This window comes from Pseudoalteromonas sp. H103 (assembly GCF_001469205.1).
Taxonomy (GTDB): Bacteria; Pseudomonadota; Gammaproteobacteria; order Enterobacterales; family Alteromonadaceae; genus Pseudoalteromonas; species Pseudoalteromonas carrageenovora.
Genome location: NZ_LOFG01000019.1, coordinates 63,341 through 80,398 on the forward strand (window position 1 = coordinate 63,341; position 17,058 = coordinate 80,398).

At 38.4% G+C, this 17,058-nt stretch carries 14 protein-coding genes; 4 read left to right on the top strand and 10 right to left on the bottom strand.

Annotated features, from left to right (window positions below; genetic code table 11):
* Window positions 1-21 precede the first annotated feature (21 nt).
* Complete coding sequence (rrtA, locus tag ATS74_RS17005; protein WP_058550056.1) at window positions 22-606, top strand: rhombosortase; 585 nt, start codon at window positions 22-24, stop codon at window positions 604-606.
* 78 nt (window positions 607-684) lie between these two features.
* Here the strand turns inward: rrtA and ATS74_RS17010 are convergent, their stop codons facing one another.
* The 5 genes from ATS74_RS17010 to ATS74_RS17030 all read right to left on the bottom strand — a co-directional run bounded on the left by ATS74_RS17010 (window position 685) and on the right by ATS74_RS17030 (window position 7,962).
* Complete coding sequence (locus ATS74_RS17010; protein WP_058550057.1) at window positions 685-3,189, bottom strand: S9 family peptidase; 2,505 nt, start codon at window positions 3,187-3,189, stop codon at window positions 685-687.
* 104 nt (window positions 3,190-3,293) lie between these two features.
* Window positions 3,294-4,457: an endonuclease/exonuclease/phosphatase family protein gene (locus ATS74_RS17015; protein ID WP_058550058.1), complete on the bottom strand. Its 1,164-nt coding sequence runs from the start codon at window positions 4,455-4,457 to the stop codon at window positions 3,294-3,296.
* A 121-nt stretch (window positions 4,458-4,578) separates the two neighbouring features.
* Entirely contained in the window at window positions 4,579-5,727 is a 1,149-nt protein-coding gene (locus ATS74_RS17020; protein WP_058550059.1) for a 5-(carboxyamino)imidazole ribonucleotide synthase, read from the bottom strand.
* A 2-nt stretch (window positions 5,728-5,729) separates the two neighbouring features.
* Window positions 5,730-6,212 (bottom strand): 5-(carboxyamino)imidazole ribonucleotide mutase, encoded by a 483-nt coding sequence (gene purE, locus ATS74_RS17025; protein WP_058550060.1) that lies wholly within the window; start codon window positions 6,210-6,212, stop codon window positions 5,730-5,732.
* A 160-nt stretch (window positions 6,213-6,372) separates the two neighbouring features.
* Window positions 6,373-7,962 carry an ABC-F family ATPase gene (locus tag ATS74_RS17030; RefSeq protein ID WP_082660683.1) on the bottom strand — a complete coding sequence of 530 codons (1,590 nt, stop codon included), beginning with the start codon at window positions 7,960-7,962 and terminating at the stop codon, window positions 6,373-6,375.
* 572 nt (window positions 7,963-8,534) lie between these two features.
* On the opposite strand from ATS74_RS17030, the gene ATS74_RS17035 reads away from it, so the two are divergent.
* The gene (locus ATS74_RS17035; protein WP_058550061.1) at window positions 8,535-9,743 is read left to right on the top strand and encodes a porin; all 1,209 of its coding nucleotides are present in this window, start codon (window positions 8,535-8,537) and stop codon (window positions 9,741-9,743) included.
* A gap of 62 nt (window positions 9,744-9,805) precedes the next feature.
* Here the strand turns inward: ATS74_RS17035 and ATS74_RS17040 are convergent, their stop codons facing one another.
* The gene (locus ATS74_RS17040) at window positions 9,806-10,714 is read right to left on the bottom strand and encodes a LysR family transcriptional regulator (protein ID WP_058550062.1); all 909 of its coding nucleotides are present in this window, start codon (window positions 10,712-10,714) and stop codon (window positions 9,806-9,808) included.
* Between the two features lie 107 nt (window positions 10,715-10,821).
* Between ATS74_RS17040 and ATS74_RS17045 the strand changes: the two genes are divergently transcribed.
* The gene (locus ATS74_RS17045; RefSeq protein ID WP_058550063.1) at window positions 10,822-11,997 is read left to right on the top strand and encodes an MFS transporter; all 1,176 of its coding nucleotides are present in this window, start codon (window positions 10,822-10,824) and stop codon (window positions 11,995-11,997) included.
* Between the two features lie 23 nt (window positions 11,998-12,020).
* On the top strand, window positions 12,021-13,178 hold the full coding sequence (locus tag ATS74_RS17050) for an MFS transporter (RefSeq protein ID WP_058550064.1): 1,158 nt from the start codon (window positions 12,021-12,023) through the stop codon (window positions 13,176-13,178).
* A 279-nt stretch (window positions 13,179-13,457) separates the two neighbouring features.
* Here the strand turns inward: ATS74_RS17050 and ATS74_RS17055 are convergent, their stop codons facing one another.
* From ATS74_RS17055 to ATS74_RS17070, 4 genes are all read right to left on the bottom strand, one after another.
* Entirely contained in the window at window positions 13,458-14,807 is a 1,350-nt protein-coding gene (locus ATS74_RS17055) for a S41 family peptidase (RefSeq protein WP_058550065.1), read from the bottom strand.
* Window positions 14,808-14,849: 42 nt separating this feature from the next.
* Window positions 14,850-15,791: an alpha/beta hydrolase gene (locus ATS74_RS17060; RefSeq protein ID WP_058550193.1), complete on the bottom strand. Its 942-nt coding sequence runs from the start codon at window positions 15,789-15,791 to the stop codon at window positions 14,850-14,852.
* A gap of 20 nt (window positions 15,792-15,811) precedes the next feature.
* Window positions 15,812-16,423, bottom strand: a complete 612-nt coding sequence (locus ATS74_RS17065) for a MarC family protein (protein WP_058550066.1) — start codon at window positions 16,421-16,423, stop codon at window positions 15,812-15,814.
* A 137-nt stretch (window positions 16,424-16,560) separates the two neighbouring features.
* Window positions 16,561-17,043, bottom strand: coding sequence for a GNAT family N-acetyltransferase (locus tag ATS74_RS17070; protein ID WP_058550067.1), 483 nt, complete (start codon window positions 17,041-17,043; stop codon window positions 16,561-16,563).
* Window positions 17,044-17,058: the final 15 nt, after the last annotated feature.

Sequence of the window (17,058 nt, forward strand, 5' to 3'; positions counted from 1 at the left end):
TGACTAAAAAAATACAATAAAATGCTTAATTTACCTTTTCAACCTCGTTATTTATTACCGCCATTATTCTTGATGCTTTTTAGTACCATTTTTGCTGCATTTGATTTAAATAATTTACTTGAATTTAACCGAAACCTTGTCGAACAAGGTGAGATATGGCGAGTGTTCACCAGCCAATTTGTGCATGCTAATTGGGCACATTTAGGCTTAAATTGCAGTGGTATATTCCTAATTTGGCTACTACACGGCGAATACACCACGCCTTTACGGTATACCTCTAATATCTGTTTACTGGCTCTTTGGTGTGGACTCGGTGTTTATTGGTTTTGCCCAAGTATACATATCTATACAGGGCTCAGCGCCCTACTTCATGGTGTAATTATTTGGGGAGCAGTTAAAGATGTCACGTTAGGACTTAAGTCGGGTTATTTGTTGTTTACAGGTGTATGGATAAAAATAGCGTTTGAGCAATTTAGCGGCCCAAATGCCGACATAGGCAAGTTAATAAATTCAACTGTTGCAATAGATGCACATTTAATTGGTGCTGTAGGCGGCACATTGCTTGGAATACCTTTGGCGATAAAATACTTAAAAAATAGCGATTAAGCTTTCAAATATTAATAAAAACGCCGCGTTAGCTAACGCGGCGTTTTTATTTTTATACTTTAATTTAAAAATTTAAGATTAAAGCGTTTCTTTAAATAACTTATGGATACGGCGGTATTCATCTAACCAGCTTGAAGGCTGAACAAAACCATGTGGTTCCACTGGGAAAATAGCCGTTTCAAAGTTTTGTTTTTTAAGCTCAATTAAACGTTGTACTAAACGCACTGAGTCTTGAAAAAACACGTTATCATCAACCATAGGGGCGTTAATCAACAAGCGTTTGTTTAATCCCTCTGCGTAGTAAATTGGTGAGCTTCGCTCATAAGCAATAGGGTCTACATCCGGATGGTTTAAAATATTCGCTGTGTAACCGGTGTTGTAATGTGCCCAATCGGTAACTGGGCGAAGCGCCGCACCCGATTGAAACAACTCAGGTGCTGTAAACAATGCCATAAAGGTCATAAAGCCGCCGTATGACCCGCCATATGTACCTACCGCCTTGGTATCAACGTTCGCATTTTGCGCCATCCATTTAACACCATCGGCTAAATCTTGTGTTTCAGGTGTGCCCATTTGACGATAAATAGCAGTACGCCAATCGCGTCCATATCCTTTTGATGCACGGTAATCCATGTCCATTACTATGTAGCCTTCATCAGCCAGTAATGAATGAAACATAAACTCACGGAAATACACTGAAAAACCCATATGAGAATTTTGTAAATAACCAGCACCATGATTAAAAATGACCGCTTTACGAGTTTTACCTGTCTCCCCTTCTACGTAATCACTTGGGTAATATACTTTTGCATAAATAGGTTGATCAGTATGGCTAGACGGCACGGCAACAATTTTAGGGGCGGTTAGCTTTTTAGCTAAAAACTCATCAGAAACTGTATGTGTTAACTGCTTAGCAGTAGTATTTGCCTTAGCATCTGCAACGTACAATTCTGTTGGTTTCATAATGGTAGAGTGATTTAGAAGTAACTTACTTTCATCTGGGCTTAGCGTGTAATCAGTCATGCCGTTTAAATCGGTAACTTGCTCATTATTACCCGTTTGTGGATCAACACGATAAATTTCATAAAGACCTGGGTGTTCAACATTTGCTTTATAGTAAATTGCGCTGTTGTCACTTGTAAGCGTTAAGTTTGATACTTCAAATTTACCTTGTGTTAGCGCCGTTGCTTTACCATTTAATGGCTTTTTATAAAGCTGGCTGTAGCCAGATTCTTCCGAAAGGTAATAAAGCGTATTTGAATTATGTAACCAGCCAAAGTTATTAAATGCGTAAGCAATCCACGCGTCATCATGCAAGCGGTGTTGCGATACAAGTTTATTACTTTCAAAGTCTACCGTTGCTATCCAGCGATCTTTGTTGTCCCATGCTTCAAGCATAATAGCGACTTGCGAGCCATCATCGTTCCACACTATTGGGCTTTGCTCAAAACCCCAGTCCATAATTAAATTAATACCACGTGGTGTTTTTTCAGATTTATACGTTTTGCCATCACGTGCATAGTTTTCTTTTTTAACTTTTGCTAAAACGTCTTCGTCAAAACCCGGTAACGTATCAAAGCTAAGTGTTTTTTGTGTTTTATCAGCTAAGTTAATGTAAACAAGCTCTGATGTTTGCTCTTTTGCATCGGCTACACGGCGGCGTGCTTTTTTAGGCTCTATTGTCGCGTCATTTGTAATGTAGTTAGGCATAATATCGCCTTCACCACGCCACGACTGCTGCTTTTGAACAACAACTATTAACGCATCGCCATTTGGCGAAAGCTGAACTTCTTTAACTGTATTACCATCGCCAAGGTAGTAACTTGTATTTGCAATAGAGCTATTTTGCTCGTTAATTTGCTTGTTGCGAGTTTGCTTATCTTGCTTATTTTTTTGCTGTAATGCGACAAATTCAATAAGCTTGTGCTGCTCTTTAGCTATGTAACTACTTGGTTCTTGAAGCCCTTTAGGCTCATCGGCTAATTTTAAATTAGCAAGCTCAGTTGTAAGCCCTGTTTTTAAATCAACCTTAAAAAACACATTGCCTTGGCGATAAACTAAATCACCATTATTTAAAAACTGTGGTTTAGATTCGCTAGCTGACGTGGCGGTAATTTGTTTAAGTTCACCCGTTTTTAGGTTTTTAACAAATACATTGCCTTTAAAAGTGTAAGCAGCAAGCATTTTATTTTTTGAATAAACAGCTTTTGAAGACCCAACCGTGTGCAACTTATTAAGCGCTACTTGCTGTGCTGTTTGACTTGTAACTGGTTGGCTATATACATCGCGAAGCGTACTACCTTGCTGTTTTTGAGCATAGATAATAGTAGAAGAATCAGCTGCCCAATAGGCGTTTTCAGGCTTGTTACCCATCCAATCAGGATCGGCCATTGCTTGCTCTAGCGTTATATTTTGCGAGCCTACATTGGCAGGTGTGTTTACAACCGCAGCAACTTTAGTTGCTGGTAAAGCGCTTTGCTGTGAGGAGGAAGTATTAGCGGTTGCACTACAGCCGGTAAGCATAACACTTGAGGCGACGGCCAATGCCACTAACGTTTTAGATGAAGAAAGATTAAAAATCATAGTGCTTCTATACGGTTATTATAATTAATCCATATTTAAGCAGAAGCACATAAGTTATTGCAATTTTTTAAGATAAATAGCTATTTAATAGGGTAAAGTTCAGTTTACTCTACAATTAAGTCTAGCCAAACCAAACGATGATCGCTTGATGCGTTTCTATCTTTAATTAAACGATACTCGTTGCTTGATTTTGTTGGCCAAAATACACCACCGTTCTTAATTTTTAAGCCATAGTTTGACGGTAAAACGTAATCAACACGTGCTTGCCAGTTCGCCGTATAATTTTGCGCTTCATTTGTGTCGTATTGCTCTTTTGCGCCTGCACTTTGCGGCACAAAGCTTGCGTTGATAAGTGCGTTTTTAAGTATTTGATCTGTTGTATTTGTACGGGCTTTATCGCCCTCAGGGGATGCGTTTAAATCACCTAAAATAACAAAACGAGAGTCCGCTTTTAACCCGCCTTTTTGACCTTTATCATCGTAAATGTAAGCTTTGTTGCTCACGTAATCGGCAATTAGCCTTACTTCATCGTGATTACGCTTACCATTTCTATCCTCGTCACCATCAAATACAGGTGGTGTTGGGTGTGAGGCCAGTACGTGCACCGTTTTATTATTGACTTTAACGGGTAAATCCCAAAACGATTTAGAGCTTAGCCTAAGTGCTTGCCACTCGTATTTGTTATACCAGTTCTCACCTGTTTTAGGATCTGTTGGCATTTGAGCATTTGGCATATCTTTGTATTTAAATTTTTGCAGCGTTCTTACTTTATCAAAATCGATAGGATATTTAGACAACACAGCCATGCCATAATGACCTTCAAAAAAGCCAAAACCTTGTGCATCAGCCATTATGCCTGTACTTTTACCATCGTTATCTAAGTCAAAATGAGTGGCTAAGCCTGTATTTACAGGAGCAATAAAGCTATAAGGAAAATCAATAACTTGCTGATTGTTTTGGCTAACGTTTAAGTAATGTTTTTTAAAATACTCAATGCCCTGCTCTTTAGGTATGTAATCAAATTCGTTGAGTAAAATAATGTCTGGTCGTACACGCTGAATAATTTCAGCAATGTTTTTAATTTGCTGGTGGTTGGCTTTAAGCGCGTTAGCTAAAGCATCACTTTTAATTTGCTCACCTTTTGGCGTGTGATTAGTTGCATCCATACTTACATTAAAGGTAGCAATGCGTAAGCTCTCACTTGCTAATGCGTTAAAGCTAAATGAAGCGGCGATAACAAGCGCGCCATAAATTGTTTTTAGTTTCATTATTTTACTTCACAAATTTGAAAAATAGACTTTAACAGTATTACATATTTAAAGCCTATTTTTATGACAAAAAAATACCGGCTAAAGCCGGTATTTATATAATTAATTTAGGCAAGTTATGCTAGCTAAGCACTAAATTGGCAGCTGCTTTTAAAATACCTGGATAGTCTTGCTCAGGTAGGTACTCTGTCAGTTCGCCAAGTTTGTCTGCAAGCTCACTTATATTAACCGCCGATACATTAATATGACCCATTTTGCGACCCGGCTTAGCTGTTTTACCATACCAGTGGCTCGTTACATCAACCGTTTTAAGTACATCACTTGGAATACTTGGTTGACCTAACACATTGATCATCGCCGTAATGTGTTTAAGCTCTGTATTACCTAGAGGCAGCCCTGCAACAGCACGCATATGGTTTTCAAACTGCGAACAGTGACAACCTTGCTGTGTCCAATGCCCTGAGTTATGAACTCGCGGCGCCATTTCATTAACTAACAATGTGCCTTGCACATCAAAAAACTCAATGGCCAACACACCTACATAATTTAGCTCATTCGCTATTTTAGTAAATGCGTCTACAGCTTGCTGCTCAACCTGATGATTGTTTTTACCTGCAATAGAGAGCGTTAACACACCATTGGTGTGCTCGTTTTCAGTTAGCGGATAAATAGCTACATTACCGTGTTTATCACGCGCACCAATAATAGAAACTTCACGATCAAACGGGATCATTTTTTCAGCAATAATAGTATGCGGCGCTTCTTCTGTGCCCGATGCTATAAAATCAGCCATTTGTGACCAAATTTCGTCTATTTGATCATCTGATTTTAATCGCCATTGCCCTTTACCGTCATAGCCTGCTTGGCATGTTTTAATAACAAGTGGCTTACCTAAGTTTTTAACGGCAAGTTCTAAATGCGCTTTTTCAGTAATTAGCTGGTACGGCGCACAGGTTACGTTAGTTTTATCTAGTAATGCTTTTTCAAGAGCACGGTCACCACCGGTTTTAATAGCGGCTTTTCCTGGGTAAAACTTATTACTGTTACAGCAAATCGTTAATACATCATCTGGAATGTGCTCAAATTCAGCGGTAATTGCATCAGCTGATTCAATAGCTTGTTCAAGCGTGGTTGAATACACTTCGCCTGTTAGCGGGTGAACAATTTTTTGGCTGCCAACATCGTAAGCAACCACATTTAAATTAAGTGGTGCACCGGCTAAGCTCATCATACGTGCTAGCTGGCCTGCACCTAAAATTAAAATAGTCATTATTACTCTGCAGGGTTTGGATTAGCTAAAATAGTGTCGGTTTGCTCTTTACGAAACGCTTCAATTTTTGCAAAGATCTCTGGGTTTTGGCACCCTAAAATTTGAGCCGCTAATAAACCAGCATTTGCAGCACCCGGCTCACCAATAGCCAATGTACCTACTGCTACACCTTTTGGCATTTGGCAAATAGATAAAAGTGAATCAACACCATTTAAGGCTTTTGACTTCACTGGCACGCCCAATACAGGAAGCGATGTAAAAGCAGCAGCCATACCAGGTAAATGCGCTGCACCGCCAGCACCGGCAATAATTACTTTAATGCCCCTATCGGCTGCTGAGCTTGCATAATCTGCAAGTAATTGAGGAGTTCTGTGGGCTGATACCACTTTGGTTTCGTACTCAATGCCAAATTTTTCTAGCATAAGTGCTGCGTGTTCCATGGTTGGCCAATCTGATTTAGAACCCATAATAATGCCAACAGTCATAAATACTCCTCAGTAATGTATTTTTAAAATAGCGGACTTATGTCCGGTTTTAGGCGGGTATTATACCCAAAGCCACATTAATTGCGACTAATACAAAGTGCCAAAAACAAAAAAAGCCATGTTTTAAACATGGCTTTTAAAGTTTAGGGGTTAAAAGAGCTTACGCTTCTTTACTCGCTAGGTATTCTGCGTAATTGCCTCTAAAGTCAATAATTTTACCATCTTTAACTTCCCATATGCGGGTCGCTACCGATGATACAAATTGACGATCGTGAGATACAAACAATAACGTACCTTCGTAAGCTTCAAGGGCTAAGTTAAGCGCCTCGATAGATTCCATATCCATATGGTTAGTTGGCTCATCCATTAATAATATGTTTGGTTTATGCATCATAATTTTACCAAACAACATACGGCCTTGCTCACCACCTGATATTACTTTAACTGACTTTTTAATATCGTTTTGTGAAAACAACATACGTCCTAAGAAACTACGAACAACTTGCTCGTCGTCGCCTTCTTGCTGCCATTGCTCCATCCACTCAAACAAATTCATGTCGGTTGCAAATTCGTCAGCATGATCTTGTGCGTAGTATCCAATGTTAGCGTTTTCAGACCACTTATACTCACCACCTTTAGGTGCTAAGCGTCCTGAAAGAGTATTAAGTAAGGTTGTTTTACCTACGCCGTTTTCACCAATTATGGCAATGCGCTCACCTACTTCCACTAAACCTTCAAGACCTGAGAATAACGTGTTGTCTTCAAAACCTTGGCTAAGGTTTGTCATTTCTAGCGCGTTACGGAATAACTGCTTTTCTTGTTCAAAACGAATAAACGGTGTTTGACGCGAAGAGGCTTTTACTTCATCTAACTGAATTTTGTCGATACGCTTAGCACGCGATGTTGCTTGCTTAGCTTTAGACGCGTTAGCCGAGAAACGCGATACAAACTGCTGAAGCTCTGCAATTTGGCTTTTCTTTTTGGCATTTTCACTCAATAGGCGCTCACGTGCTTGCGTTGCTGCAAACATGTATTCGTCGTAGTTACCTGGGTAAATACGCAGCTCACCGTAATCTATATCGGCCATATGCGTACACACTGAGTTTAAAAAGTGACGGTCATGCGAGATGATGATCATAGTACAATCGCGCTGATTAAGAACATCTTCTAACCACTTGATAGTATAAATATCCAAGTTATTGGTCGGCTCATCAAGTAGCATGATATCTGGATCAGAAAACAGCACCTGTGCCAGTAACACACGTAGTTTAAAGCCTGGTGCAATTTCAGACATTGGGCCATAATGCTGCTCAGTAGCAATACCAACACCTAATAAAAGCTCACCCGCTTTAGACTCAGCAGAGTAACCGTCCATTTCAGCAAATTCAGTTTCAAGATCAGCGACCTTCATACCATCCTCTTCACTCATTTCTGGTAATGAATAAATACGATCGCGCTCTTGTTTAATATCCCATAACTCTTTGTGACCCATGATCACAGTATCGATTACAGAGTATTCTTCGTAAGCAAACTGGTCTTGGTTTAGTTTAGCAACACGCTCATTTGGATCAGTGCTTACGTTACCCGAAGATGGCTCAAGTTCACCACTGAGTATTTTCATAAATGTTGATTTACCACAACCATTTGCGCCAATTAAACCATAACGGTTACCTTCGCCAAATTTTGCTGAGATATTTTCAAATAACGGTTTAGCACCAAATTGCATGGTGATGTTAGCTGTACTAATAATAGCGCTACCCTCCAAGGGAGACAGGATGTATTTAAATTGCGCGCAGTTTAAACCAAAATGGCCTATTTTTCTATGAAAGTTTAAAGGCACACGCACTTAACGGCTCGCGATTTAAACCCGCTTTAGATTACTAATTATTATTCAATTTGAGTACATTAAAATTCATCGATAAACAATTTTACAATTCGCACTAAAATTTAGAGTAATTACTTTTAACGTGTTTGCGTGTTTATTTAACTCATTTATGTATATGCGATCATATAAAAAGGCTATATTTATGAATACAAAGCACTTTAGAGCTTTTGCACTAGTCGTTGTTTTTTAAACAACATGAAAATAATTCAAATTGAAAAACTTCCCTCCCGCTTTTTTCTAATCCTTTTTACTTATTACTTAACTGTAAAAACAAACTTCAGCAACACATAAAAAAACAACGTTAACCTTAAGTGAATATTCATTAATTTTTACGCTCAAATTTATTGAGTATTTTTCACTTTTGAGCTGTTTATTGCTTTGCTAGTCTTCGAGCCTGAATTTTTACCTACGCACTATTTACACAGGGCACACACAAGATGAGCAAAAAATTAGCAACACTTATCAGCGCAAGTATTGTATTTGCACCGACAGTTTCTGCGGTTGAATTATACAAAGATGATAAAAACACAGTAAAAGTGGGCGGATATCTTGATGTACGTGTAATCAACACACAAAACGAAACCGAAGTAGTAAATGGCACGTCGCGTATTAACTTTGGGTTTACCCGCAAACTCAAAAATGACTTCTCTGCCCTTGCACTTGTGGAATGGGGCGTAAACCCAGTGGGTAGCAGCGACATTATTTATAATAATCGCTTTGAATCAATTCAAGATGAGTTTTTGTACAACCGTTTAGGTTATGCCGGCCTTTCACATGAAAAATACGGCCAGCTTACGATTGGTAAGCAATGGGGCGCATGGTACGACGTTGTATACGGCACGAATAACAGCTTTGTATGGGATGGTAATGCCGCTGGTGTTTACACGTACAACAAAGATGACGGCGCAGTAAACGGTACAGGCCGTGGCGATAAATTAGTACAATACCGTAATAGTTTTAACGACTTTAGCTTTGCAGTACAGGCGCAACTTAAAAACAGTGAATTTTATACCTGTGACGTGAGTGACATTACAGAAGAAGAATGTGAAACGCTTTGGAATGCAGGCGATACAGCTGCCCAAGAAGTAGAATTTAATTACACATTTGGTGCATCTGTTACCTACACTCCTACCGATATGCTAACCCTTACAGCAGGCGTTAACCGTGGCGAGTTTGATTTAACCTTTGGTGATGGCTCTACTCGTAACGTTGAAGATTTAATTTATGGCGCTGGTATTATGTGGGGCAGCATTGATAAGCAAGGCCTTTATGTTGCTGCAAATGTTAATAAGAACAAAAACCACGATACAGACAATATTGGTCGTTTAATAAAAGACGCCATTGGTATAGAAACGTTTGCATCGTATCGCTTTGAAAATGATTTTCGCCCTTTCATTGCCTACAACGTATTTGATGCAGGTGATGATTACGTAATTCAACCAAACTTTAACGCTGATCCGAACGATGAATTTAAACGACAGTTTGCCGTTATCGGGCTCCATTACTTAATTGATGAAGACACCATTGCTTACGTTGAAGCACGTAAAGATTTTAGTGACTTTGAAAGCGATGATAAAGATCAGCAAGCACAAATGGAGCAGTCAGAAGATGACGGCATCGCATTTGGATTTAGATATAAGTTTTAAAACGAGCACTCCTCCCTAAGCACAACCCTTTTAGCCCTTTTAACTTTTTAACTGGGCTTTTTTTACGCCATGCTTTTTTGTATTTGTTGCCTTGCATTAAGCGCTATATCAACAAATGCATTTACAGCTGCATTAGTCGCTGCTTTTTTAAATTGAATTTCTACCGGTATTTGCGTAGTTACATTATTAAGCTTAATAAAGTGGCACCCATCACTGTATAACTTACGCACGCAATAAGGCGCAATAGCAACGCCAAGCCCAGCGGCCACCTCGGTGACTAACGTTTGCATATGTCGAGGTTGGCTAATAATGTTCGGTGAAAAATGAGCTTGTTTGCATTGCAAAATGGTTTCATCAAAAAGCCCTAACGCTTCTTCGCGATTAAAAATAATAAATTGCTCATCTTTAAGACGCTCTAAATCAATGCTTTTACTAGTAGCAAGAAAATGGTTTTGATTAACAATAGCCACTAACGAGTCAATATAAATACAGTGGCTTAAAAACTCATCGGCAATTGAGCTTGGTAACGCTCGAGAAAACGCAATATCAATACGCTCATTTTTAAGTGCCTCTATTTGCTCTGTAGCTGTCATTTCGATAAGTGTAACGTGAACTTGTGGGTACTTTTCTTTATAGCTACGAACGAGCGACGCCATAAACGATAAACACGCAGAGCTTAAATGGGCAATCGTTAGCGACCCAATTTGACCATTTTGAGCGCGCTTAACTTTTGTTTTGGCCTGTTGAGTTAACTCAACAATTGCATTTGCATCTTTTAATAACTGTTCACCCGCTTCAGTAATAGCGACATCGCGTGAATTTCGTAAAAACAATACAACATCAAGCTCGCTTTCAAGCTGTGCAATATGCCTACTAATTGCAGGTTGCACGGTATGTAGCTCTTTTGCAGCTTCTGAAAAGCTCTGATACTTAGCCACGCTCACAAAGCTTTTTAATGTTTTAATATCCATAACACACCTTAAATACAATATTTGTATAGATTCTATAAAATAATATCATTTTTGTTATAGGTAAAGAACTCATACCATAGCCCTACAGTTAATAAAGCAAGATAGCTATGACCAAGCCTGAACAAAACCAGCAGTTAAGTCGATTTATTTTATTACTAATGACCGCTGCAATTGCAGCAACCGCTGCAAACCTATATTACAACCAACCCATACTGCCTTTAATGAAAGTCGCGTTTAATTTAACCGACGCTCAATTAGGGAGTATTCCTGCACTAACCCAATTTGGTTATGCCTTTGCGCTTTTATTTATATCGCCCCTTGGTGATTCACTGCCAAGGCGAAAACTAATCACTATTTTGTCTGGTTTGTTAGTTGCAGCATCGCTCATTGCGGCATTAGCGCCCAACTTAACCGTATTACTTATAAGCGTATTTTTAATTGGCGTAGGCGCCAATATTACTCAGCAACTCATTCCCTTTGCGGCTTCAATGGTGAGCGCTCAAAACAAAGGCGCCACACTTGGTACGTTAATGATGGGGTTAACACTTGGAATATTACTTTCACGTACGTTGAGTGGTTTTGTTGGTGATCACTTTGGCTGGCAAAGTGTTTTTTATATGTCGGCGCTATTAGCCACATTGTTTGGCACCCTACTTTATGTATTTTTACCCGTTAATAAACCACATGCTAATTTAAGTTACTTAGCGCTTATAAAAAGTAGTTTAAGTTTATTTAAACAATACAAGCAACTGCGTATGTTTACGTTTTCAGGCGCATTTTGGTTTGCATCGTTCAATGTGCTTTGGGCAACGCTTGCAATCTATGTAAACAATGAGCCATTTAATTACAGTGCTCAACAAGCAGGATTATTTGGTGTTATAGCCCTTGCAGGTGTTATTGGCGCAAAATTAGCGGGTAACTTTGTAAGTAAGCTTGGTTCTAAAAACGTTATTGCCATATCGCTTAGCTTAATTGCAATAGGTTTTTTAATTACAGGACTATTTGGTAGCAGTTTAGTGGCGTTAATAGTTGGCATTATACTCATAGACTTTGGGGTATTTAGCGCTCAGGTATCAAACCAAGTACGGGTATTTAGTATAGATCCAAGCGCACAAAGCCGAATAAACGGCATTTATATGCTCGGTTATTACATTGGTGGTGCTGTTGGGTCTGCTGCAGGTGTAAAAGCATTTGATTTATACAAATGGGATGGCGTAATTGCCATAAGTATTACTTTTATAGTTATTAGCGGAGTTTTTAATGCCCTAGCTAAAAAAGCTTAATTTTTACATTAATTGGAGAAACGATGAATTCACTCAAAGCGGCCGGTAGCTTTACGTTATTATGTATTGCCAGCTTAACCATTATGGTTGGCACTCTTTTAGCGCCAGGCTTAGTTAGTATTTCAAACGGTTTAGGTATAACTAATAACACTGTACTTTTAATTACATTACCTTCTTTAGGTGCTGTTGTATTTGCGCCAATTGCCGGACGGTTAATAGATAAATATGGCGCGTATAAACTTTTAATAATTGGATTATTTTTATATGGCTTTGTAGGGGCTAGCGGCTATTTTTTATATGGTCCAACACTTGTATTTATTAACCGATTTATTCTTGGTGGTGTAACGGCCATAGTAATGGCTGGCTGTACTGTATTAATTTCTACTTGGTACAAAGGTGAAGCTCGCTTAGGCATGATAGCTAAACAAGGCATGGCAATAGAACTTGGCGGAGTAATATTTTTATTTTTAGGTGGTTATTTAGCTTCACAGTTTTGGGGTTTACCGCTCGCACTTTATTTAATTGCCTGGGTATTTTTAGCCATGCTTTTGTTTTTTGTTCCAAGCAAACATAAAGCAAGCAACCAAGTTGAAGAACACATAACTGATAATACAAAAGCCGTTATTGGCGCCTTTTCATTAAAAGGGGTTTATATAGTTTCTACCCTCGCGATGACTATATTTTTTACCTCCACCGTTTTATTACCTATTACTATGAGTGCACTTGACTATAACGAATCTCAAATAGGTGAATTACTCGCATTTATATCGTTAGTAGCTGTATTTACAGCGGGCGTAATGCCAAAAGCAACTAAGCTAATTGGTGAAACAAACGTACTGGCACTGGCGTTTTTAGGTTTTGGATTATCGTATGTATGTTTTACCCAACCAAGTACCCTAGTTTTAATTTTAGGTGCAATATTAATAGGTATAGGTTTTGGCTTTAGTATCCCGCTTTTAAACCATATGACGGTAGAACTCAGCGAAGAAAACGTACGTGGTCGTAACTTATCGTACTTTACTATGGCGGTATTCTCTGGGCAGTTTTTTACCTCGTTTATGGAATATATACCTGGGGGAATTCATAACGTATTTATTATTTGCTCCATTTTAAGTGCTGTTGTTGCTGTTACCTTATTTGTTAAAAATAAAAAGCAAGCAGCTGAGCAGAACCTTAGTTAAGGCTAGTTAAAGCTAAATTTATAAGAGATGAACGGTAACTCCGCATCTCTCTGTTTATTTACTTTAAAATTTAACCCTATTGCATAGATAGGTACTAAACCAAATCTAGTATGATGTGTTCTTTAGCATTCCACCAGCGGTTAAGTTTAAATAGCTTAATTAGTACTAACCTTGTTTAATTGGCTAATATTATAGCCAACACAGCCATTGCTGTACATAAACACAGTAATGGCTCTACCTAAAGCAAATACGCCATTACTTCAGTTAATTTCTATTGAGTTATTCACCTAAAAGTTTTATGGCATATTCTAACGCTGAGTCTTTACTATCCTCAACATCCTCGATGTTAGGAAATTCAAAAGCATGTTCCACAGGAGCTCCTACAAATTCATAGCTTTGCCCTTCACTGTCGGAATAAAACTCATTAGATAACGTAATCCCCCAACCATTTGGTAGTGCTTTTATCAACGCATCACTGAAGGCTCCATAACTACTTTCACCGATGAATGTCACATTATTCCTAGCTTTTAATGCTATTAAAAACAGCTCAGCAGCGCTTGGAGTGAGGTGACTGGTAATCACAACAATATTACCAATAAAAGGTTTAACGTACGTGGGGGAAACAAGTATATCTTTCTTTTCACTCATGCCAGTTGGAACTTTGAAGCTTTTAGTGCCAATTCGAAGTGGTTTCTCAATAAGGTATGACATTATTTGTAGAGCCACTAAATCACTGCCGCCAGAACTATCCCTAAGATCTATTATCACTCCCTTAGAGCGATTAAAGTGTGGCGTTACTTTTTGCATTACTTTGTGTGTTTCATGTAGATCAAAACTTTCGATTCTAAAGTAAGAAGCACCACCTTTTAGTTTTGCAATGAGATAATTATCTTCTAGATAGTGTGCTGGTTTGTTGGTAGAAAAGTAGGATTCTACATTTTTTATCCATTTCTTATAAATATGTCTGTAAACTTGTGAAATATCCGAGAATGCTGGGTTTTCAGCTAGGAATTCTTTCAGCCTTTTTTCTGAAGCAGACTTTCTCGGTGAGTAATGGCTTAACCTATTTAATGATCCATCAATTAATATCGCGTGACCATCTCGCATATATTCAAGAAATTCGTCAATGATTCGTTGTAGCTCATTTGGAGTTGTATTGTTATCAGCACGTTGGAGCCACTGTGACTTCAATGCCTTCCAGTCTAACTCTTTTTCCTCAGTGAATGCGTAATGATCAGAAAAGCTGTCTAATACAACACTTAATACCTGACGGCTATCGAATACGTAACTATTGCTTTGAAAGCTATTTAGCTCTTTAAAACTGCAGATTTTTGGTAATACATCTAGTCTTCTGACAGATAGAGGGAATAACTTATCAAAATCTAATTTATTGGTTCTTTCATTAATGGCTACACCATCTCTTTGCGCTTCATCAGTTAAAAAATGATTCAAAATACAATAATTATCACTTATATCGTAGACAAGTGGTTTCACATGATTTGTTAAATCGAACACATATCCGTACCCTTCAGTTTCCCAAATGGCCGTTGCCGTAGAATTAAAGCTACTCATAATTGTAGCCATTAAAAATAACAAAACGATGAGCTGTTTTTTAACTAAATAATCCATATCAATCCCTAATATTCACGGTTCAAAACAACCCATCTATCATCATCTATTAATTGATAAACCTTCTTCATGCATAGCGATACCCGAGCCAACATGTTTAGTTAAGCTTTGTACAAACTCTTTATAATCAACTAGAGCTTTTGCCAAACTTTGCTTAGGGTTGTCATTATGTTCTGCGTTTGGGTTAACTGTGCTATGCCACATTAAATTAGCGTTAGGATTTGCGTTAAGCGTTGCTTCTAAATTTTGGAAAGCCTCCAACATTAGCGGATGCTCTGCCCCGCCAACCGTTAAATATAAAAATGTAGGCGCTTTAATTTTTGGGTTATTTGTTTTTAAAAAGTCACTAAAGCGTTTAACAACACTCATATCGTCGTACCAAGCTGCAGGGCTAAATGCGAAATACCCATTAAATAGCTCAGGTTTAGTATGCAGTGTATAAAGTACAAAGCTTCCCCCTGCCGAAAATCCACTTAATATACGTTGATCATTCAATTTATAATGGGTTTGCAAATAAGGGAGTAATTCGGCTTCTATAAACTTTAAAAACTTATGAGCCTCTCCATTAGGTTCTAAAAGCGTTGGAAACTCGGGGCGAGGCTCAGTATTTACCTCTTGGCGAGCATAAGGCGGCACTAAGTCACGGTTACGTGTAGTTTTCCAAAACTTATTAGGGATAGATACTAATATAGCACCATCCCATTCACCGGCTTTTCTTTGCGCGGTTAAAGTACGATCCCAATTATCTAAATTAAAATTACCGTCTGTTTTAATAATTAATGGGTAAGCTTTACTCTTATCGTAATTGGCAGGCAACCTAATAAATACCTTACGCGATTCGTTAAGCACTTTAGACTCAATGGTTATGTCAGTAAACGCCGATACATAATGGTTATAATATCTAATAGCCGTTACAGCCAAAGCTACCATCACAATGGCCAAACACACATTTACTAAATGGTACTTTGATATTTTTATTGCCATTAGCGAATCCTCTTTAGCATTTAATCTATTTTTACCCATTGTTCTATTTCAAGCGCCGTCATAATTAGTTCTACCGAAAAAGCCGCTAAAATCATGCCCATTACGCGAGTTAAAATAGATGCGCCGCCCGTACCAATTAGTTTAATAATTTTACCCGAAAGTAGTAACAGTATTAATGTGACTCCTAATACACCAAGCGTAACAAGCGCAGTGCCGATTTGAGTGGTAATGGGGTGTATATGGTTATCTGTAAGGAGTATTACAGCCAAAATAGCGCCTGGCGTAGCCGTTGCAGGTATAGCCAGTGGAAAAACAGCTATATCGTGCCCTGGATCTTGCTTTACTTTATTAGAGTCGCTGCCAAAAATCATTTGCAGGCCAAACAAAAACAATATAATTCCGCCCCCTAACTGAAACGAAACCAACCTAATACCCATCGCATTAAGTATTAGCTGCCCTATTAATATAGAACCCAGTAAAACAGCCCCGGCATAGAGCACCGTTTTAAATGCAGTTTTACGACGTTGTTGATCATTTAAATGAGAAGTAAGCGCCGCAAATAGTGCCATGGTGCCTATTGGGTCTATGGTAGCCCAAATAACGAGGGCATCTTGAGATAGCTTTTCTAGCATATAAAATCCTTGTTAAGCGAACACGTTTTAAAAACTCGGGTAACAAATTCATTTGCTTACACTTCACTATAAGTCAAAGAGGTTAAATTTTATATTTTATTTGTTCCTGTAATGATAAGTTTTTTAACGAGTATTCACTATAACTGCTTATGCCATATAGAATGCTCGCGCAAACTAAACCCCAATTTTAAAAGTAAATTATGAGAACGCGCATTATGCGCGCTTACCTCAGCGCTTAAATGTTTAAGGCCAATATGCTGTTTAAGTGTTTTTATGAAGCCAGTTATTACCTCAAACATAACGCCTTTATCCCAAAAGTTTGGGTGAAGCTCAAAACCAATAAACGCACTACTTTTACACGCCGATAAATTGTAAAGCCCACAGGTCCCCATTAACTCGCCGGTAATATTATGTTCAATTGCGACTCTAATCACTTCGCCTTCGTAATAGGCGGTAATATCATCTTGAATTAGTTGTTTAATTTGGCTTTTACTCAGCGGCGTATTGTAATCGTTAAACTCGCTCACTTGCGGGTGATTCAAAATAGTAAATAATTGCGGGGCATGTTTGTGGGTAATTAAACGCAAAGTAACGCGTTCGAGCTCAATTGTTTTAAACATTTTATTTAGTGAATT

Bases quoted from the DNA above. Each gene is read 5' to 3' on its own strand.
- ATS74_RS17035 (WP_058550061.1), top strand. From the start codon at position 8,535: ATGAGCAAAAAATTAGCAACACTTATCAGCGCAAGTATTGTATTTGCA.
- ATS74_RS17055 (WP_058550065.1), bottom strand. From the start codon at position 14,807: ATGGATTATTTAGTTAAAAAACAGCTCATCGTTTTGTTATTTTTAATG.
- ATS74_RS17010 (WP_058550057.1), bottom strand. From the start codon at position 3,189: ATGATTTTTAATCTTTCTTCATCTAAAACGTTAGTGGCATTGGCCGTC.
- rrtA (WP_058550056.1), top strand. From the start codon at position 22: ATGCTTAATTTACCTTTTCAACCTCGTTATTTATTACCGCCATTATTC.
- ATS74_RS17040 (WP_058550062.1), bottom strand. From the start codon at position 10,714: ATGGATATTAAAACATTAAAAAGCTTTGTGAGCGTGGCTAAGTATCAG.
- ATS74_RS17070 (WP_058550067.1), bottom strand. From the start codon at position 17,043: ATGTTTAAAACAATTGAGCTCGAACGCGTTACTTTGCGTTTAATTACC.
- ATS74_RS17020 (WP_058550059.1), bottom strand. From the start codon at position 5,727: ATGACTATTTTAATTTTAGGTGCAGGCCAGCTAGCACGTATGATGAGC.
- purE (WP_058550060.1), bottom strand. From the start codon at position 6,212: ATGACTGTTGGCATTATTATGGGTTCTAAATCAGATTGGCCAACCATG.
- ATS74_RS17060 (WP_058550193.1), bottom strand. From the start codon at position 15,791: ATGGCAATAAAAATATCAAAGTACCATTTAGTAAATGTGTGTTTGGCC.
- ATS74_RS17065 (WP_058550066.1), bottom strand. From the start codon at position 16,423: ATGCTAGAAAAGCTATCTCAAGATGCCCTCGTTATTTGGGCTACCATA.
- ATS74_RS17050 (WP_058550064.1), top strand. From the start codon at position 12,021: ATGAATTCACTCAAAGCGGCCGGTAGCTTTACGTTATTATGTATTGCC.
- ATS74_RS17015 (WP_058550058.1), bottom strand. From the start codon at position 4,457: ATGAAACTAAAAACAATTTATGGCGCGCTTGTTATCGCCGCTTCATTT.
- ATS74_RS17045 (WP_058550063.1), top strand. From the start codon at position 10,822: ATGACCAAGCCTGAACAAAACCAGCAGTTAAGTCGATTTATTTTATTA.